The organism is Comamonas composti DSM 21721 (assembly GCF_000429845.1).
GTDB lineage: Bacteria > Pseudomonadota > Gammaproteobacteria > Burkholderiales > Burkholderiaceae_C > Comamonas > Comamonas composti.
Genome location: NZ_AUCQ01000033.1, coordinates 25,631 through 43,919 on the forward strand (window position 1 = coordinate 25,631; position 18,289 = coordinate 43,919).

Below are 18,289 nucleotides of genomic sequence, written 5' to 3' on the forward strand. Positions count from 1 at the left end.
CAGTTTCAAATATATTCAGCTTTGAAACTGGCTCTCCATCAGCGAATAAAGCTCTCAATTTTCATAGTGCACCTTTGGCACTCCGCGCCGTGAACTCTCCCCTACTCAGCCCCGAAGACTGGGCCGCCATCACCCTCACGCTGGAGCTGGCCAGCGTCACCACCGTGCTGCTGCTGGTGCTGACCACACCGCTGGCCTGGTGGCTGGCGCACACGCGCTCGCGCTGGCGTGGGCCTATCGGGGCCGTGGTGGCCCTGCCCCTGGTGCTGCCGCCCACGGTGATTGGTTTTTACCTGCTGATCACCATGGGGCCCAATGGCCCGGTCGGCCATCTGACCCAGGCGCTGGGCCTGGGTCATCTGCCCTTTACCTTCCCCGGTCTGGTGATCGGCTCGCTGGTGTACTCGCTGCCCTTTTCCGTGCAGCCGCTGCAGCGGGCCTTTGAATCCATGGGCAATCGTCCGCTGGAAGTGGCTGCCGCCCTGGGCGCCGGCCGGCTGGACAGGTTCTTCACCGTGGCTCTGCCGCTGGCGAGGCCCGGCTTCATCACCGCCGCCGTGCTGACCTTTGCCCACACCGTGGGCGAGTTCGGCATTGTGCTGATGCTGGGCGGCAATATCCCCGGCGTCACCCGTGTGGTCTCGGTGCAGATCTACGACCATGTGGAAGCCATGGAATACGCCCAGGCCCACTGGCTGGCCGGCGGCATGGTGGGCTTTGCCTTTGTGGTGCTGATGCTGCTGAACTGGCTGCAGCCCCGTGACAACCGCAACGCCTCGCCGCTATGAACCCGGATTCCATGAACGCCTCCCCTCAGGCCGAGCGCCACATCACCGCCCGCCTGCAGCTGCAGCGCGCCGACTTTGCGCTGGATGTGGACCTGCAACTGCCCGGCCAGGGCGTGACTGCGCTGTTCGGCCCCTCGGGCTGCGGCAAGACCACGCTTTTGCGCAGCATTGCCGGGCTGGAGCGCGCACGCGGAGCGGTCACCGTCAACGGCGAGCGCTGGCAGGACGATGCCGCGCGCCACTGGCTGCCCACCCACCAGCGTGCGCTGGGCTATGTGTTCCAGGAAGCCAGCCTCTTTCCCCATCTGACGGCCGAGGACAACATCCGCTACGGCCTGCGCCGTACGCCCCAGGCACGCCAGCGCGTGGCGCTGGAGCAGGTCATCGAACTGCTGGGCATTGCCCAACTGTTGCCGCGCAAGCCCTCCACCCTGTCCGGCGGCGAGCGCCAGCGCGTGGCCATAGCCCGCGCCCTGGCCACCAGCCCGCGCGTGCTGCTGATGGACGAGCCGCTGTCTGCGCTGGATGCCCAGCGCAAGGCCGAGTTGCTGCCTTATTTCGACAAGCTGCAGGCCCATCTCGACATTCCCGTGCTCTATGTCAGCCACTCACTGGACGAAGTGGCCCGCCTGGCCAGCCAGCTGGTGCTGCTGCGCGCCGGCAAGGTCATGGCCCAGGGCGAGACGGCCAGCCTGCTGTCGCGCCTGGACCTGCCGCTGGCCCAGGGCGACACCGCCGCCGCTGTGGTGCCCGCCACCGTCACCGCCCACGACGCGGCCCAGCACCTGACCACGGCCGGCTTTGACGGCGGCCAGCTGCGCCTCGTGGGTAGCCAGGCACACCAGCCCGGCACGGCCGTGCGCCTGCGCATACAGGCCCGCGATGTGAGCGTGGCGCTGACGGCGCCCCGGGACTCCAGCATCCTCAATGTGCTGCCGGTGGTGATTGCCGCCATACAGCCCGACGCCCAGGGCCACGCCATGCTGCAGCTGCAGGCCGGCACCACCACGCTGCTGGCACGGCTGAGCCTGCATTCGGTGCAGCAGCTGGGGCTGCAGGTGAGCCAGCCTGTGTTTGCGCAGGTCAAGGGCGTGGCACTGCTGGATTGAGTGCACGCTTTGCAGCCTGCGGCTGCCTGAGAGCGTGTTCACGATCTCTACATTCGATGTGGCCCGAGAGATCCGGCAATGTGGGGGCACATGGTGCGCCACAGCCTGAACTGCCTGCCCTGCAAAAACGTGCGGCAGTGGCTGCAGAAAATTGCGCCTCCCAACGACTGTCTTAATTTAGAGATGAACTGCCCACATTAAACGATAATGATTTTCATTTAAAAGATATGCTTGCCAACATATGAAATTGCGAAGCCCAAGTCGTTGAACTCGGGCCCGCACGGGGATATTTGGCTGGGGGTTTTGTGATCCGTGGATGGCATGTTGTCGTTTTTGTAGCTGCCTGCATGGCATCACTTTTCTTGGGGGCAAAACAGCTTTCCTGGCTTTCTCTATTCGCAATGACCGATGACGTCAGATTGACGTTTCTCGCAAGCCGGCTCCCCAGGCTAGCGGCGATCCTATTGACCGGTGCGGGTCTCGCCGTCTGCGGTGTAATTCTCCAGCAACTTGTTCGCAACCGCTTCGTGGAGCCTGCCACGTCCGGCGGCTTGGATGCCGCGAAGCTGGGCATTCTGGCTTCACTGGTCATCGCCCCGTCCGGCGGGCAGGCCGCAAAGATGCTGTGCGCCTTTCTTGTCTGTTTCGCCGCCAACCTGGTGTATGTGGCGGTCATCCGCCGCATCCGTTTCAGAAGCACCGTATTGGTCCCCGTGGTGGGACTGATGTATGGCAGCGTTTTGAGCGCAATCGCCGAGTTTTATGCCTATCGCCACAACATCGTCCAGAACATGCAGGGCTGGCTGCTCGGCGATTTCTCCAAGATTGTCCAAGGCAACTACGAGGTCGTCTTCCTCATCCTGCCAATTGTGGTGCTCTGCTATTTCTATACCCATCGGTTCATGCTGGCCGGCATGGGCGAGGGCCTGGCCTCCAGCCTGGGGCTGAACTACGCGGCCACGGTCATCCTAGGCTTGCTGCTGGTGTCGCTCGCCGTGTCTGTTTCGGTCATTACGGTCGGCGCAATCCCATTCGTCGGGCTGCTCGTTCCCAATTTAGTGGCCTTGCGCTACGGCGATAACCTGCGCAGGACGCTACCTGTCATCGCGCTGTGGGGCGCCGCGCTCGTGCTGGCCTGCGATCTCGTCAGCCGGCTGGTGATCTATCCATTCGAGGTCCCCGTCGGAATGACGACCGGCAGCCTCGGCGGGGCACTCTTCTTCGTGCTCCTGTTGCGGAAGGGGCGCTAATGCGTGTTTCGAAGTCGGTGCTCTTTGCCGCAACCTTGGGCTTGGCGACTGCATTCCTGCTGTTCCGCTCCGGACTCGATTTCGGGTATGTCATTCCGAACAGGCTCATCCGAATCGGTGCCATTGCAATTGGCGGGATCTGCGTCGCCTGCGCCTCCATTTGCTTCCAGACCATTGCCGGAAACCGCATCCTCACGCCAGCCATCATGGGCTATGAAGGGGTTTTCCTGCTCCTGCAGTCCACGCTGACGCTGGTGCTTGGTGGCCACACACGCATCGTGTTCGGGAACAGCGCGAATTTCCTGATCTCGCTCGGGTGCATGCTGGCCTATTCCTGGGCGTTGCATCGCTGGCTTTTCAAGGATGGGAGGCGCGACATCTACTTTCTGCTGCTGCTGGGACTGGTCCTCAGCATGGTGATGGGCACGCTGGCCCAGTTCGTTCAGCTCAAGATCAGCCCCAGCGACTTTGGGATGGTGCAAAGCCTGATCTACGCGACGTTCAACCGGGCACAGGCCGACCAGCTCGGCTATTCGGCACTGCTGCTCGTAGGCGTCCTCGTGGTGGGCGCCAAAACGCTACCTTACCTTGATGCCATTGCGCTGGGAAAGAACCGGGCGATCTCACTGGGCGTGGACTACCCACGGTACGTCAGGCTCTATCTGATCTTGACGGCCGTCCTGGTTGCGACCTCGACGAGCCTGATCGGTCCAACGGGCTTCATGGGAATCTTTGTGGCAAATCTCACCTACACGATAGCTGCTTCGGCCCGGCACCGCGCGATGCTGCCCATTGGTTGCGCGATAGCCATCACCATCTTCCTTGTCGCTCAATTCCTCGTGGAGCATGTCTTCAACTATACGACCACGGTCAGCATCCTCATCAACATGCTTGGAGGGGCTTACTTCCTGATTCTGATGGTGCGAACCAAGGGCAACGCATGATTAAAACCAAGAATCTGACGAAAGTTTATGGCGACAACCAGGTCATTTCCGACGTCAATATTTCCGTCCCGCACGGAAAGCTCACTGCGCTGATCGGGCCGAATGGTGCAGGAAAAAGTTCTTTGCTCATGGCATTGGGGCGGCTGCTCGAGCCTACGAGTGGCGAGGTGCTCCTGGATGGCCAAGAGGCCTCCACCATCCGACACAGCGCGTACGCGAAAAAGATCGCAACACAGCCCCAATCACCGGACATCAGCCTGCGTCTCACAGTGGAAGAGCTGGTGAGCTTCGGGCGCTTCCCATATAGCAAGGGAGCGCTTACTGAAGATGATCACCGTGAGGTCGATGACGCAATTTCCTTCCTGTCTCTGGAGCCTTTGCGCGCCACCTTGCTGGACGAGTTGAGCGGAGGACAGCGGCAGATGGCCTTCCTCGCCATGGCCATCGCGCAACAGACGGAATGCCTGTTGCTGGACGAGCCGCTCAACAACCTCGACATGAAGCATTCGGTCCAAGTCATGCGGGCGCTTCGCACGCTGTGCGACGAAAAGGCTCGCACCGTCGTCATGGTGATTCATGACATCAATTTCGCGGCGAACTATTCCGATCACATCATCGCCATGCGGCGTGGTGCAGTCCAGTTTGCCGGCCCCGTTGATGAGGTCATCTCAGAGGAAAGCCTTCGCTCCCTCTACGACCTCAATTTCGAGATCACGCACACCAGGCACGTCCGCCTGTGCAATTACTTCAAGCCAACCGGAAAATTTCAATGAGAGTCTCGTACCGCCTGCCCGGATTCCTCGTCGCCGCATTGACGCTGGCCTGCATGCTGCAAGGATGTCAGCGCGAGCAGACCGAAGCCCCGCCCTCCGGCCCGGTCAACACTGCCACATCGCAGGCGCCTGCCAACGATGCAAAAAGCATCGAGATACAGCATAAATTGGGCTCGACCGTCGCACCTGCCAATCCCCAACGGGTAGTCGCCTACGACATGAGCGTACTGGACTCGTTGGATCAACTCGGCATCTCCATTGCCGGCATGCCGAAAGACTATGTTCCGAACTACCTGACGACATACAAGCGTGACGCAGCCATCGCCGATGTGGGATCCGTGCTCCAGCCGAACCTTGAGAAGCTCCATGCCACGAAGCCGGACCTGATCCTGATCTCTCCGCTCGTGGCTTGGAGCTACGAGGACTTGTCCAAGATCGCGCCAACGATCTACTTCGATATTGACTTCATGAATGCCCATGGCGGCTTCATCAAAGGAGCGGCGGAACAATTGACGACGCTGGGCCGTGTATTCGGCGTGGAAGACCGTGCCCGCGACAAGATCGACGAGATCAACCAAAAAGTGGCGGCAGCGAAGACGGTCACCAAAGGCCGGCCAGAGCGCGCGCTCATCGTGATGTACAACAATGGCTCCTTCACTGCGTTCGGCGTGCAATCGCGCTACGGTTTCATTTATGACACGCTTGGCGTCACGCCTGCCAGCACACACATCGAACCGGGTATGCACGGACAACCGATCTCGAACGAATTTATCGTCGAGGCCGATCCGGACATCCTCTATGTCATCGACCGCACGGCGGCAGTGGAGCGCCATGCCGCGAATCCCGCGGATCTCAACAATCCCTTGATTCGGCAGACCAAAGCTTGGAAGAATGGCCGTGTCGTGATGGCCGACCCCGATGTCTGGTATCTCTCCGGAGCGGGCGCAGGCTCGGTTCAGACACTCATTGACCAGGTCCTCCAAGGGTATGAGGCCAACCCCAAGCGCCCCTGAGTTCGAGAGTCACACGCCTGCCGAATGCAATATATGGCCCGCGACCGAACTATCGCAGCGCGGCGAAATACTGCGTCGGCGATTGGCCCAACGCCTTCTTGAACATCGTGATAAACGCCGTCACTGAATCGTAGCCCAGGTTTCCGGCGACCCGCTGTACCGGCACCTCCGCCGCGAGCTGACCCAGCGCAACAATCAAATGCAGTTGCTGGCGCCAGCGTCCAAACGTCAGTCCGGTTTCTTGCACGACGAGCCGCGCCAGGGTTCTTTCGCTCATGGCGAGTTCCTGCGCCCATTCAGCCAGAGTGCTCCGGTTTGCAGGATCCGCCACCAATGTGTCTGCGATGCGGCGCAGCTTCGGATGCGCCGAGATGGGCAGGTAAAGCTGCTCTACCGGTGCAGCAGCCAACTGCTCCAAAAGCACTGCGGCAACACGGGCCGTCGGCCCTTTTTGCGGGTACGCCGCAGGCTGGTCAGCCAAGTGCACGATGAGTTCCCGCACCAGCGGGCTGATGGCCAAAGTACAGCATTCATCAGGCATCCGCGCGACATCCGGCTCTATGAACAAAAAGAAGATACGGGCGTTGTCAGTCGCACGATTGCTATGCGGCATTCCTCCGGGAATCCACACCGCGTGGTGCGGCGGCACCATCCACATCGCCTTGGGCACCGTGCAGGTCACCCCTCCGCTCAATGCCAGTACCAGCTGTCCCTTGCGGTGCTGATGCACCGGTTGTTCGACATCGTTGCGCTGAACGTCCAACCGCCATGCCACAGCTGGCCGATCGAACGTGTCCGGGTCGAAGTCATTGATCGAGTGAGCCAGTGGCGCATGTATTGTCATTATTTAGAGATTAGTTGTCTTTATGTCTATATTAAATCAATGCGATCATCCGTAAAGTTGGGATGTTCATTCAGCATGGAAAGAATGGTTATGAGCTCCTCAACATATCGACGGAATGCAAGTGGTGCGGTCATATTGATCGGCATCCTGTTGGTTGCATCCAATTTGCGGGCGCCCTTTACGGGATTGCCTCCGCTGCTAGGCACGATCCAGGCAGATTTCGGCTTGAGTACCTTGGCAACCGGCGCTTTGACGACGTTGCCGCTGCTGGCATTCGCGCTGCTGTCGCCATTCAGCGCATTGCTGGCACGCAAATATGGCTTGGAGCGCACCTTGTTCGCGGCCGTGGCTGCCATCGCGCTGGGAATCGCACTGCGTTCGGCTCCCGCCGTCTGGTGCCTGTACGTGGGCACGGGGATCATCGGCATGGGCATCGCCGTGGGCAACGTGCTGCTGCCCAGCCTCGTCAAGCGCGACTTTCCTCGCCATGTGGCCTCTCTGACGGGAGCCTATGCGCTGGCGATGGGTGTTGCTGCCGCCTTGGGCTCGGTCGCCGTCATTCCCCTGGCCCAAGTCTGGGGCTGGCAATCAGCATTGCTGGCATTTCTGATTCTTCCTGCGGCGGCAATGGCTGTGTGGATGACACAGCTTTCCGACCACTCCCAACCCGCTGCAAAGACATCGACACCACCGCATGATGGCAAAGTCTGGCACTCGACACTGGCCTGGCAGGTCACGCTGTTTCTCGGCCTCAATTCCACGATCTATTACATCGTCGTCGGCTGGCTGCCCTCCATCCTGACGGATGCCGGTATGTCGCCAGCACAAGCAGGCTCCATGCACGGCGTTTTGCAACTGGCGACGGCCGTACCGGGACTGTTGCTCGGCCCCATCCTGCGCCGCATGCGCGATCAGCGCCTTGCCGCGGCGGCGGTCTGCCTGTTCTCGGCCATTGCATTGCTGGGCTTGTGCATAGCTCCGAAGTTCGCCCTTGTCTGGTCGATTCTGTTCGGGATCGGCACTGGCGCGGGGATCATTCTGGGACTGTCTTTTATTGGCCTTCGCACCGGCAATGCGCATCAGGCTGCAGCACTGTCGGGCATGTCGCAATGCATTGGTTATCTGCTGGCGGCAGCCGGACCCATGGCGATCGGAGCATTGCACGATGCACTGGGTGGCTGGACGATTTCCCTTGTGCTGTGCATGGGGCTCGCGCTTGTCGCGGCGCTGGTCGGTGTACTGGCGGGGCGCAACCGCAGCCTATGACATGACTTTGAAAGATTCATGCCATGCCTTCGGGCCCGTGCCTTTGCGGGCGCGCCGCAAGGAGATCGCAAAAGCGTTCTCACGTGCTCGTACTTGTCACGCCACGATTTTGCAGAACCCTGCCGCCAGCACCCAACTGTGCCCGCGTTTGATAATGCAGGCGCTATGACCAATGCCTGCCCTCTGCCTTCCCCCTCCGCCCCTGACTCCATTGCCTGTGTGCAGCCGGTGACGGCGCAGCAGCTGCGCCTGGAGGACGATGGCGGCGTGCAGCCTCGCATCCAGATTCAGGCCCAGACCCGGGTGCTGGCCAACGAGGTGCCCATGGCCCTGGTGTTCAACGGCATCTCCCACGCGGTGATGATGGGCACGCCCCAGGACATGGAGGACTTTGCCCTGGGCTTTGCGCTCAGCGAAGGCATCATCGACCGCGCCGCCGATTGCTATGGCATCGAGGTGAACACCGTGGCCGCCGCAGCGGCCGGCCTGCCCGAGGGCATGGATGGCATAGAGATTCAGCTGGACATTGCCGCACGCTGCTTTGCCCGGCTCAAGGACCGGCGCCGCAATATGAGCGGGCGCACCGGTTGCGGCGTCTGCGGGGTGGACAGCTTTGCCGCGCTGGACCTGGACTTTCCCGCGCTGCAGCCCCAGCCCTGGATCGCGCAGATCGACCTGCCCACGGTGCTGCGCGCCATGGAGCAGTTGCCGGACTTGCAGCTGCTGAACCAGCAGGCCGGCGCCATCCACGCTGCGGGTTGGGCCACACTGGATGGGCAACTCCACGACGTGCTGGAAGACGTGGGCCGCCACAACGCGCTGGACAAGTTGCTGGGCCGCTTGGCACGCACAGACCGCCTGGGGGAGCCCGGCTTTGTGGTGCTCTCCAGCCGCGGCAGCCATGAGCTGGTGCGCAAATGCGCCAAGCTGGGCCTGGCCGCGCTGGCCACCATCTCGGCCCCCACAGCCATGGGCGTGCGCATGGCCGAGCTCACCGGCCTGCGCTTTTGGGGCCTGTGCCGCCCGCCCCAGGCCGTGCTGTATGCGCCGGGCCAGGGCGCTTGAGCCTGCAGCCCTGAGAACGTGTTTACGATCTCTACGCTGCCGCGTTGGAGCGCAATCGGGATGAGTTCAAAGCGCTGTGGCTTGCTTGCACCGGGGTGCAAGCAAGCCACAGCGCTAGAAAATAGCCCGATTTCGCTCCAACCCTTGGGGCCAGTGCCTTTGCGGGCGGTCTACAGCGTTGCGAATCCTCGCAATAGCACGGCTATTGCTGCGGTGTCGCGCCTCGTATCCCATCCCGCAAAGATACTGGCGCGGCACCGAGGAGATCGTAAACACGTTCTGACGGCCACCACGGCCGGAACCAACACCGCATCGCCCCATCCCGCGACATTCTTTAAAGACCACAGCAACCATGATTGCAAATGCCTGGCTCTCGCTCAGAAGATTCTTCTACGACTATCTGCATGACGAGAAAAACGAGACGCGCCTGAGCAAGAGCATCAACTACTTGCTGATCGTCCTGATCCTGGGCAATGTGGTCGCGGTCCTGCTGGAGTCGGTCAACGAGATCTACAAGTCCCATCAGCAGTTCTTCGACATCTTCGAGAACGCCTCCATCGCCATCTTCACGGCCGAGTACATACTGCGCTTTTGGTGCGTGGTCGAGGCCAGGCCCGGGCAAAGCGCCTGGAAGTCGCGCTGGCAGTGGGTGACCAGCGGCGGCGCCATCATCGATCTGCTGGCCATCTTGCCGGCCTACATCAACTTCTTCGTGCACTTCGATCTGCGCTTCCTCAGAATCCTGCGGCTGCTGCGCCTGCTCAAGCTCACGCGCTATTTCACCTCGCTGCAAATGCTGCTGCGGGTCATAGAGAGGGAGAAGGGCTCGTTCCAGGCCGTGCTGTTCATTCTCAGCATCCTGATCGTCATGGCCGCAGCCGGCGTGTATGTGGTCGAGAATCAGGCCCAGCCCGAGGTCTACAGCTCGATTCCCGCCTCCATGTGGTGGGCCGTGGTCACGCTGACCACGGTCGGCTATGGCGATGTCACGCCGATCACGCCGCTGGGCCGCTTTCTGGGCGCCATCATCACCATTCTGGGCCTGGGTCTGGCGGCCCTGCCCGCCGGTATCCTGGCCACGGGCATTGCGAATGAGCTCGAGGTCAGAAAGCAGGAGATAGAGATCAAGTTCCAGGAGCTTTTGCAAAGCCATGACATCAACCTGCTGAGCGACCGCGCGCAGATCGAGGTCATACGCAAGCAGGTCGGGCTCACGCCCGAGCAAACCCAGGACATCGTGCTCAAGCTGCTGCGCGAGCAGCAGGAGAAAAACCTGGCCGCCCAGCGCAACCCCTGTTGCTACTGCCCGCATTGCGGCCATCGCCTGCCCGATGCAACCGACGCCTGAGAACGTGTTTACGATCTCCTCGGTGCCGCGCCAGTGTCTGTGCGGGATGGGATACGAGGCGCGATACCGCAGCTTCTGAGATCGCGCGCGGACAGCGCGTTCATCGGCAATGCCCCAGTGCCTTGGTCGCCCGCACAGAACTTCGTAGAATCCCGAGTCCAGCCCCTGGATAAACACCATGCACCGCTGCACTCCCACCTGTTCAGAAAAATCCGGCTTCGCCAAGCCTCTTCAGCGCCGCGCCTTTGCTGCGCTGCTGTGCTCGGCTGCGGCCTGCGCCAGCCTGGGCGCCGCCGCCCAGGGCCTGCCCAGCCATGAGGCGCGCAACTTCCCGCCTCAGACCCGGTTTGGCGAGCTCACGATCTCCGACTTTCCCACAGTCAGGATCAATGGTCAGGAGATCCGCACCTCGCCGGGCTTTCGCCTGTTCAGCCCCGAGCGCACCCTGCTGCAGGCCGCCCAACTGCCGGGCCAGAGAATGCTCGTGGCCTATGTGATCGAGAGCCACACGCAGTGGCTGCACCAGGCCTGGGTGCTCACGCCCGCCGAAATCGAAAAGCACCAGGTCGTAAAGCCCACGCTGCTCAACCGCCTGCTGGGCAGCTGACCCCGGCCACGGCGCACCAATCCGGCCGTACCACGGCTTGATTGCTATTTTTATAAGAGCTGCTAGCGCCTTCCACTGCTTGATTTCAGATCACTTTCATACTGAAATGAAGGTGTGACAAGCGCTACCAGCTATCGCTTTTGCTGCAGCCTGCGGCTGCCCCACGAGAATCGCCATGTCCAAAAAAGTCTTTATCAAAACCTTTGGCTGCCAGATGAACGAGTACGACTCGGACAAGATGGCCGATGTGCTGGGGGCCGCCCAGGGCTATGAGCCCACGGACGATCCCGAGCAGGCCGACCTGATCCTGTTCAACACCTGCTCGGTGCGCGAAAAGGCGCAGGAAAAAGTCTTCTCCGACCTGGGCCGCATCAGGCATCTGAAGGAAAAAGGCGTGCTCATCGGCGTGGGCGGCTGCGTGGCCAGCCAGGAGGGCGAGGAAATCATCAAGCGCGCGCCCTATGTGGACGTGGTGTTCGGCCCGCAAACCCTGCACCGCCTGCCCGAGCTGCTCAACGCCCGCGCGGCCAAGGCCAAGCCCCAGGTGGACATCTCGTTTCCCGAGATCGAAAAATTTGACCACCTGCCGCCCGCCCGTGTGGAAGGTGCCTCGGCCTTTGTCTCCATCATGGAAGGCTGCAGCAAATACTGCAGCTACTGCGTCGTGCCCTATACGCGCGGTGAAGAGGTCAGCCGCCCGTTCGAGGACGTGCTGGTGGAAGTCGCAGGCCTGGCCGACCAGGGCGTGAAAGAGGTCACGCTGCTGGGCCAGAACGTCAACGCCTACCTGGGCAAGATGGGGGACACGGCCGAGATCGCCGACTTTGCCCTGCTGCTCGAGTACGTGGCCGAAATCCCCGGCATCGAGCGCATCCGCTACACCACCAGCCACCCCAACGAGTTCACGCCGCGCCTGATCGAGGCCTATGCCAAGATCCCCAAGCTGGTCAGCCATCTGCACCTGCCCGTGCAGCACGGCAGCGACACCATCTTGATGGCCATGAAGCGCGGCTACACGGCTATGGAATACAAGAGCACGATCCGCAAGCTGCGCGCCATTCGCCCGGATATGGCCATGAGCAGCGACTTCATCGTGGGCTTTCCCGGCGAGACCGAGGCCGACTTCCAGAAGATGATGAAGCTCATTGCAGATGTGCGCTTTGACAACAGCTTCAGCTTCATCTTCAGCCCCCGCCCCGGCACGCCGGCCGCGAATCTGCACGACGACACGCCGCACGAGGTCAAGCTGCGCCGCCTGCAGGAGCTGCAGGCCGTGATCAACCACAACATCAAGGAGATCAGCGAAGAGCGCGTGGGCACGGTGCAGCGCCTGCTGGTCGAAGGCCTGTCCAAGCGCGACGGCAGCGAGCTCATGGGCCGCACCGAGTGCAACCGCGTGGTCAACTTCCCTGGCAACGAGCGCCTGATCGGCCAGATGGTGGACGTGCGCATCACCGAGGCCCGCACCTATACGCTGCGCGGCGAGATCATGCTCCGCCATTGACCCCTGCGCCCGGCTTCTTCGGGCGGCCTTCTGGCCCGCACCGGACAAACCAGGCCGCCGCTTGCTGGCATGATGGCGTTACTCGCTCGTAACATAAGGCGACCCGCCGTTCAAAGACTTGCCATGCGTTTTTCCCTACCTGCTTTCTGCACGCGTCCAGGCCTGCTGGCCCCCGCGCTGCTGCTCGCGTCCATCCTGGGCCTGCAAGGCTGCGCCAGCAGCACCCAGGGCGGAGCCGTGGGCATAGAGCGCAGCCAGTTCTTCATGCTCTCCAGCGCCCAGGTCAATGCCCAGGCGGCCCAGGGCTTCTCGCAGATGACGGCGAATGCCGTCAAGGAAAAGAAGCTCAACACCGACCGCCGGCTGACCGAGCGCGTGCGCCTCATCGGCACGGCCCTCATCGCCCAGGTCGGCGCCTTCCGTCCCGATGCACGCCAGTGGCCCTGGGAGATCAATGTCTTCGAGTCGGATGAGCTGAACGCGTTCTGCATGCCCGGCGGCAAGATAGGCGTCTACTCGGGCATCGTCACCCGGCTGCAGCTCACGGACGATGAGCTGGCCGCCATCATGGGCCATGAGATCGCCCATGCGCTGCGCGAGCATTCGCGCGAGAAGCTGTCCAAGCAGGGGCTGTCGAACATTCTGGTCGGCGTGGCCTCGGCGGCCTCGGGCGTGGACAGCAGCCTGCTGGGCTCGGGCGCCAACCTGTTCATGCACCTGCCCAACTCGCGCGCCATGGAGCTTGAAGCCGACATCATCGGCCTGGAACTCATGGCCCGCGCAGGTTATGACCCGCGCAACGCCCCCAAGGTCTGGGAAAAGATGATGACCGTGGGCGGCAAGCAAGGCTCATCCTTTTTCAGCACCCACCCGCTGGGCGAAGAGCGCATTGCCGAAATGCAGTCCTATATCCCCAAGGTCATGCCGGTCTATGAAGCTGCCCTTGCAAGAAACCCGCGCCCCGCAAGCGCCTCCGGGCGTTAGCCCTGAGCGAATGGACGCCGGCGTCGAAAATATGCGCCACCCTCTCGGTGGATCATCTTTTTTTGTTACGCTTGTATGGATAAACACCCCATGCAGCCCACCCCTGTGCAGCTGCATGACAAGAACATGCATGTGCGTTGAAGCAGGGCTTGCACAGCCTGCCTGAATCTGGATGCCGCCGCCAAAGCCAGACCGGGCCATGTTCCGAAAGCTCTTCCAGGTTCTGGAGAAAGACCCGACCAAGCGAGTCAGCCCGCCTTTTCACACCGCAGCCCGCAGACAGATGCATGCCCCCGCATCTGCCCTCGCACCTCGCCAGACCCTGGCACAGACCCACAGGCAGCCCCCTCTGCCGGGCTCTAACCACAGCATGTGTCGCCAGCCTCTGCGCCCAACACCCTTGCGGTTTTCAGTATTCCCGATCACGCCCTCTCATGAACCACGCCCCAACAAGCAGTCCTGCAGCCCCTCTGCACGGTGATGCACTGCACGCACTCATAGACCAGGCCCAGGAGCTGCTGGACGAGTACTCCGAAACCGGTGCCAGCATCGAGTACGGCGACCGCCTGGCCGCCGTCCAGGAGCTGATGCAGCAGCAGCAGTTCGCCCCGACCAGCATCATGGAGCTGGAGCGCGTACACGACTTCTGGCTGTTCCTGCAGCGCCCCCAGGCCGCGAATGCCTTGCTCCAGGCCCATGGCGACCAGTTGCTGCAGGACGTGACCGATCCCGTCCAGCGCACCGAAGCCGCGCTGCGCCTGGCGCTCAGCGACATACAAAGCCGCCGGCTGTTCGACCGCGAAACCGCCAGCGCCCTGCTCCAGCCCGCACTGCGCCTGCTGGAGCAACTGCCCATAGGTACACCAGCCGGCAACTACTGGGATGGATGGCTGTACCTGGCACGCGAATGCCAGGCCTATGCGCTGGCCGAACAAGGCCTGGACCTGAGGCTGGCCCAGGACAGCGAAAACCTGCAGATCGCCGAGGAAGACCAGGCCTGGTTTCTTGCCGCCAACAGCCTGGACAAGGCCGAGCTTGCCCAGTTGCGCAACGACCAGGGCCTGCTGCAGCGCCATGTGCAGCAGGCCCTGGCCACGCTACGCGACGCAGGGGACGATCAAAACCTGGATTTCAGCCAATGGATGGAGCTGGCCCGGCGCCTGCTGCCCGTGGCGCCCAACAGCCTGCCCTCGCTGCTGATCAGCTGTGAACAATGGCTGGCCCGCAACGAAGAGCCGGCGCCCTCACTTGCCGTGAAGACGCACCGCAAGACCCGCATGGCCCGGCTGCAGGCCCAGGCCTGCCATCTGGCCGGCCAGCTCGACGCGGCAATACAGCTCGGCCTGCAAAGCCGCACCAGCCTGACCGACGACCACGGCGACCCCTTCAGCGGCCTTGTGCTGCAATGGCTGGAGCAGGCCGGCCGCCTGGACCAGGCCGCCGAGCTGGCGCTTGAATGCGTGCTGCACGCCCGTCCGGGCTCGGCCGAGGCCGCCTATCAGCTTGCACTTGCTCAGTTCGACAAAGACACGCCCCAGACCTGCACCTGGGCCCTGGTTCTTGCCTGGTCGCAAATCGACGAGGACATGCGCCAGCTGCTCGCCGACCAAGACGCGGCCCCACACCCGGCCACGCACTATCTGGATCTGGTGCGCGCGCGCGCGCCCGGCCACCACCTGCTGGCCTTGATCGAAGGCCTGGAGCTGGCTCGCAAGCACCAGATGGACCAAGCCCTGCCCCTGCTGGAGCAAGCCGTCACCAGCCACCCCGAGCTTGCCGACGGCGACAAGCTGACCGCCCTCTGGGCCGCCCGCTTTTGCGCGCTGGCGCCACAAGATGCCGTGACTCGCCCCTTCCCTGAGGCCCATGGAGGCCACTGGTGCTATGCAGCCGGCGTCACCCTGGATGACGAGGATGACCTTGCCTCCTCGATGGGAGGCCACACGAAAGTGCCATCCGAGGAAGTGCGCGTTCCGCTGGTCGTGCGCTACTACGAAGAGGGCCTTGCGCGCTTCGAGCAGTTCTGGTCCACGGGCCAGGGCAGCTTCAAGGACGGCGACCTGCATGTCTACTCCATGCTGTGCAACAACCTGGCCATCAAATACCGCGACCAGGACCGCTACGACGAGGCCGAAGACCTGCACCAGCGCGGCTTGGCCAGCAGCCCCTTTGCCGAGCATCTGGACGGTCTGTGGTGGTGCGCCAACGGCCGCGACGATGATGTGGCCATCATCGGAGCCGCCGAACGCCTGTGGCACTTTGCGCGCGAACACGGCTTCAGCCGCCATGAGCCGCAGCGCTACTTCCCTACCGTCGCGCTGTCGCTCTACAAGCTTGACCGGGGCGATGAAATCAGCATCTGGCTCGAACGCCTGGACGACTGGTATGCGGATCTGGACGCAGAGGAAAAGCAGCAGGAACGCCGCGACTATCTTGCGGCCCAGATGTCGCTGCTGGACTTTCTCTCCGCCTTCAGGCCCGAGCCCGTGCTGCCCCGGCTGCGCGCCCATCTGGAGGAAATTCGAGCGCTGCAGGACTGCTATGTGCTGCGCCGCCTGGCCTGCGCCATGGAGGCCTATCCCGAGCTGCTTGAGGAATGCCTGGCCTTGCACCGCGAAGCCGCGACCCACCTGGGCAAGAACGTCGACAAGGATTTCGCGCTGGGCGACGACAACGACTTCGAGGCCCGCGCCAGCCAGCAAGGCATAGAGCGCACCGAGCAAAAGCTGGCCGAGTACAAGCAGCGCGGCGCGACAGCCAGGCCCTGGTGGAAATTCTGGTGAGCCTGGCCATGCAGGCAGCCACGGCACCGCACCCGGCCTACAAGGCTCGCGACATGGTCAATGCCCCGGCCATCAAGCAGCGCATTCGCGAGCGCAGCCTTCAACGCGGCGATTCCCAGGATGTCACGGACTGGCTGGGCAATCATTTCTATCGTCACCTCGTGGGCAACTTCCAGGCCGATGCACCCACACTACAGCCCGTGGCCAGCAATGCAGACCTCCAGGCCTTGCTCGGGCGCAAGCCTGCACCGCCATGGGCAGCAGAGCGACTGCACAAAAAAGCCTCGGGCTTCGAAGTTCCCGATCTCTGGTGGCTGGAGCCTGATGCTGCAGCCGTGCTCGCACTGGAGGCGCGGCTGGTGGAGTTTCTCACCACGCGCAGCGGCACATCGCTGCAGGGCAAGCTGCAGCGCATCAACTGCCCCCAGGCGCTGGCACGCTGGACGCTGGAGCACCTGGCCTTCGAGAGAAAGCGCCACGCCGGCAGGCATGAGCACAGGCCCGAAGCCGTGCGCGACATGCTGCGCGGCCAGCTCGGCAGCTTTGTGGAGTTCGACGGTCAAAGCGCTGCACTGCGGGAGGAAATGGCCTATGAAAGCCAGATGATGGGCCACTGCCTGGGCCAGTTTGCCGAACGCAAGCAATTGCGCGGCGGCTATGGTGAGCGCTATGCCGAGGCCTGTGAAAAAGGCCGAATGCGATTGTTCAGCTACCGCACGGGTTCGGCCCAGCCGCGCATCACGGTCAATACCCATGTCAGAGAAGACGGTTTGCTGGAAATCGAGCAGATCAAAGGCAAGCAGAACCGCCCGCCGATTGCACGCTACGTGCCCGATGTCGTGGCCCTGCTCAACCACTTGCCGCTCAACCATGCCGTGCCCGAAGACGCCCTGGCCATGGGCATTGTGCGCCGCCCCGTCCACCTGCTGAGCGTCACCGAGAAGGCCACGCCCTGGTGCGCAGTCGACGACCTGCAGACCGAGGCCGAGCAGCTATGGCTGCTGCAAACCCACCCCGAGCTGCTGAGCCAGCTGTGTCTTGCACCGTCGCCCCTGATGCAATGGCTGCTCATGGCCAGCCCCGACACCATGCCCCCCCTGGAGCGCATGCCGCGCAGCAACGCCGTGCAGCAAACGCTGGATCTGGCAAAAAAACGCACTGCGGCCGCGCCGCGCAGGCCATGAGCAGCCGGTTTCTTCTCACGACGGCCTTGCAGTTCGCGCTGATCTATGGCGCCATGCGCCTTCACTGGCTGCTGGGCTGCCTGGTCATGCTCGTGGTGATCGCATTTCAGCGCAAGCGCTCGCGCGCGGCCGAGGCCGCCAGAAACCGTGGCGACATCAGCAGCTACAGCACGGGCAGCAAGACCCTGGACTGGGCTCTGGCCCTGGCCCACCCCATGGCCTATCACAGCATACAAGGCGGCTTTGCTGACAAGGAGCTCGCGGGTGCCGACCAGACTCTGGCCTCCCAGCTTCGCCCCATGGTGCTGCACCATCTGGGCATGCGCACCGACCTGGATGACGCCAGCATTCGCCGCCAGCTGCCTGCACTGCTGCGCCAGCGCTGGTTCATGCAGGACCTGCAACGCCTGTCGCCCGGCGACGACCTGCATGCGGCCATGGCCTTTGCCTGTGCCCGCGTGGCCTTTTATGTGCGCTGCGCGCATATGCTGGGCTGGCTGGATCAGGCACTCGAACACCAGGTGCTGCTGCTCAACGCGCGCCGTGCCCAGGAATGCTTTGACAGCTGGCTCACCTACGGCCAGGCCCTGGCACGCGGCCGCGCCCAATGGCTCGCCCACGGCCGCGCCGACACCCTGGGCATGGGCTTTGGCGAAGACGAAGTGAACCAGTGGGTAGGACAGAAAAGCCACCCCTGGCATGTGATGCGTTGGGAACTGAGGCTGGAAGAATAAGAGAAGTGGCCCCGGTTTTTTGAACAGTTGGCTAAGCGAGATTTCTTCCCGTAAAAATGGCCTGACAGCAGGCCGAATCTGGAGAAATCTATG

The 18,289-nt window shown here is 62.6% G+C and carries 16 protein-coding genes; 15 read left to right on the forward strand and 1 reads right to left on the reverse strand.

Translation table 11 applies throughout. The features are described from left to right. Window positions 1-89: 89 nt before the first annotated feature. The 6 genes from modB (at window position 90) to G486_RS0115165 (ending at window position 5,877) form a co-directional block, all read left to right on the forward strand. Window positions 90-788 carry a molybdate ABC transporter permease subunit gene (gene modB / locus G486_RS0115140; RefSeq protein ID WP_027016299.1) on the forward strand — a complete coding sequence of 233 codons (699 nt, stop codon included), beginning with the start codon at window positions 90-92 and terminating at the stop codon, window positions 786-788. An 11-nt stretch (window positions 789-799) separates the two neighbouring features. After that, window positions 800-1,897 (forward strand): molybdenum ABC transporter ATP-binding protein, encoded by a 1,098-nt coding sequence (gene modC / locus G486_RS0115145; protein ID WP_027016300.1) that lies wholly within the window; start codon window positions 800-802, stop codon window positions 1,895-1,897. 347 nt (window positions 1,898-2,244) lie between these two features. Then, window positions 2,245-3,147 carry an ABC transporter permease gene (locus G486_RS0115150; protein WP_051303576.1) on the forward strand — a complete coding sequence of 301 codons (903 nt, stop codon included), beginning with the start codon at window positions 2,245-2,247 and terminating at the stop codon, window positions 3,145-3,147. Beyond that, window positions 3,147-4,091 (forward strand): iron chelate uptake ABC transporter family permease subunit, encoded by a 945-nt coding sequence (locus G486_RS0115155; RefSeq protein ID WP_027016302.1) that lies wholly within the window; start codon window positions 3,147-3,149, stop codon window positions 4,089-4,091. Before G486_RS0115150 ends, G486_RS0115155 begins: the two co-directional genes overlap by 1 nt. Further along, complete coding sequence (locus G486_RS0115160) at window positions 4,088-4,864, forward strand: iron ABC transporter ATP-binding protein (RefSeq protein WP_027016303.1); 777 nt, start codon at window positions 4,088-4,090, stop codon at window positions 4,862-4,864. The genes G486_RS0115155 and G486_RS0115160 overlap by 4 nt, the downstream gene beginning before the upstream one ends. Next, window positions 4,861-5,877, forward strand: a complete 1,017-nt coding sequence (locus G486_RS0115165; protein ID WP_034387909.1) for a siderophore ABC transporter substrate-binding protein — start codon at window positions 4,861-4,863, stop codon at window positions 5,875-5,877. Before G486_RS0115160 ends, G486_RS0115165 begins: the two co-directional genes overlap by 4 nt. A 49-nt stretch (window positions 5,878-5,926) precedes the next feature. Here G486_RS0115165 and G486_RS0115170 read toward each other — a convergent pair whose 3' ends face one another. Further along, a complete protein-coding gene (locus G486_RS0115170; RefSeq protein WP_051303578.1) occupies window positions 5,927-6,721 on the reverse strand; it encodes an AraC family transcriptional regulator in 795 nt (264 codons plus the stop codon). A gap of 90 nt (window positions 6,722-6,811) precedes the next feature. On the opposite strand from G486_RS0115170, the gene G486_RS0115175 reads away from it, so the two are divergent. From G486_RS0115175 to G486_RS0115215, 9 genes are all read left to right on the forward strand, one after another. Continuing rightward, window positions 6,812-7,987 carry a CynX/NimT family MFS transporter gene (locus tag G486_RS0115175; protein ID WP_027016306.1) on the forward strand — a complete coding sequence of 392 codons (1,176 nt, stop codon included), beginning with the start codon at window positions 6,812-6,814 and terminating at the stop codon, window positions 7,985-7,987. Window positions 7,988-8,152: 165 nt separating this feature from the next. Further along, window positions 8,153-9,052 carry a formate dehydrogenase accessory sulfurtransferase FdhD gene (fdhD, locus tag G486_RS0115180; protein WP_027016307.1) on the forward strand — a complete coding sequence of 300 codons (900 nt, stop codon included), beginning with the start codon at window positions 8,153-8,155 and terminating at the stop codon, window positions 9,050-9,052. A 352-nt stretch (window positions 9,053-9,404) separates the two neighbouring features. Further along, window positions 9,405-10,400, forward strand: coding sequence for an ion transporter (locus G486_RS0115185; protein ID WP_027016308.1), 996 nt, complete (start codon window positions 9,405-9,407; stop codon window positions 10,398-10,400). Between the two features lie 178 nt (window positions 10,401-10,578). After that, a complete protein-coding gene (locus G486_RS0115190; protein ID WP_027016309.1) occupies window positions 10,579-11,007 on the forward strand; it encodes a hypothetical protein in 429 nt (142 codons plus the stop codon). Window positions 11,008-11,182: 175 nt separating this feature from the next. Continuing rightward, window positions 11,183-12,511 (forward strand): tRNA (N6-isopentenyl adenosine(37)-C2)-methylthiotransferase MiaB, encoded by a 1,329-nt coding sequence (miaB, locus tag G486_RS0115195; protein ID WP_027016310.1) that lies wholly within the window; start codon window positions 11,183-11,185, stop codon window positions 12,509-12,511. 123 nt (window positions 12,512-12,634) lie between these two features. Beyond that, on the forward strand, window positions 12,635-13,495 hold the full coding sequence (locus G486_RS0115200; RefSeq protein ID WP_051303581.1) for a M48 family metallopeptidase: 861 nt from the start codon (window positions 12,635-12,637) through the stop codon (window positions 13,493-13,495). A 434-nt stretch (window positions 13,496-13,929) separates the two neighbouring features. Then, entirely contained in the window at window positions 13,930-16,278 is a 2,349-nt protein-coding gene (locus G486_RS0115205) for a hypothetical protein (protein WP_027016312.1), read from the forward strand. Beyond that, a complete protein-coding gene (locus G486_RS0115210; protein ID WP_027016314.1) occupies window positions 16,260-17,462 on the forward strand; it encodes a hypothetical protein in 1,203 nt (400 codons plus the stop codon). Before G486_RS0115205 ends, G486_RS0115210 begins: the two co-directional genes overlap by 19 nt. Continuing rightward, the gene (locus tag G486_RS0115215; RefSeq protein ID WP_245587338.1) at window positions 17,459-18,196 is read left to right on the forward strand and encodes a DUF1266 domain-containing protein; all 738 of its coding nucleotides are present in this window, start codon (window positions 17,459-17,461) and stop codon (window positions 18,194-18,196) included. Before G486_RS0115210 ends, G486_RS0115215 begins: the two co-directional genes overlap by 4 nt. Window positions 18,197-18,289: the final 93 nt, after the last annotated feature.

What these genes read in the sequence shown, in the direction of transcription:
- G486_RS0115215 (WP_245587338.1), top strand. Translation starts at nt 17,459, where the DNA reads ATGAGCAGCCGGTTTCTTCTCACGACGGCCTTGCAGTTCGCGCTGATC.
- G486_RS0115170 (WP_051303578.1), bottom strand. Translation starts at nt 6,721, where the DNA reads ATGACAATACATGCGCCACTGGCTCACTCGATCAATGACTTCGACCCG.
- G486_RS0115165 (WP_034387909.1), top strand. Translation starts at nt 4,861, where the DNA reads ATGAGAGTCTCGTACCGCCTGCCCGGATTCCTCGTCGCCGCATTGACG.
- G486_RS0115185 (WP_027016308.1), top strand. Translation starts at nt 9,405, where the DNA reads ATGATTGCAAATGCCTGGCTCTCGCTCAGAAGATTCTTCTACGACTAT.
- G486_RS0115175 (WP_027016306.1), top strand. Translation starts at nt 6,812, where the DNA reads ATGAGCTCCTCAACATATCGACGGAATGCAAGTGGTGCGGTCATATTG.
- G486_RS0115190 (WP_027016309.1), top strand. Translation starts at nt 10,579, where the DNA reads ATGCACCGCTGCACTCCCACCTGTTCAGAAAAATCCGGCTTCGCCAAG.
- G486_RS0115205 (WP_027016312.1), top strand. Translation starts at nt 13,930, where the DNA reads ATGAACCACGCCCCAACAAGCAGTCCTGCAGCCCCTCTGCACGGTGAT.
- fdhD (WP_027016307.1), top strand. Translation starts at nt 8,153, where the DNA reads ATGACCAATGCCTGCCCTCTGCCTTCCCCCTCCGCCCCTGACTCCATT.
- modC (WP_027016300.1), top strand. Translation starts at nt 800, where the DNA reads ATGAACGCCTCCCCTCAGGCCGAGCGCCACATCACCGCCCGCCTGCAG.
- G486_RS0115150 (WP_051303576.1), top strand. Translation starts at nt 2,245, where the DNA reads ATGGCATCACTTTTCTTGGGGGCAAAACAGCTTTCCTGGCTTTCTCTA.
- G486_RS0115160 (WP_027016303.1), top strand. Translation starts at nt 4,088, where the DNA reads ATGATTAAAACCAAGAATCTGACGAAAGTTTATGGCGACAACCAGGTC.
- G486_RS0115200 (WP_051303581.1), top strand. Translation starts at nt 12,635, where the DNA reads ATGCGTTTTTCCCTACCTGCTTTCTGCACGCGTCCAGGCCTGCTGGCC.
- miaB (WP_027016310.1), top strand. Translation starts at nt 11,183, where the DNA reads ATGTCCAAAAAAGTCTTTATCAAAACCTTTGGCTGCCAGATGAACGAG.
- G486_RS0115155 (WP_027016302.1), top strand. Translation starts at nt 3,147, where the DNA reads ATGCGTGTTTCGAAGTCGGTGCTCTTTGCCGCAACCTTGGGCTTGGCG.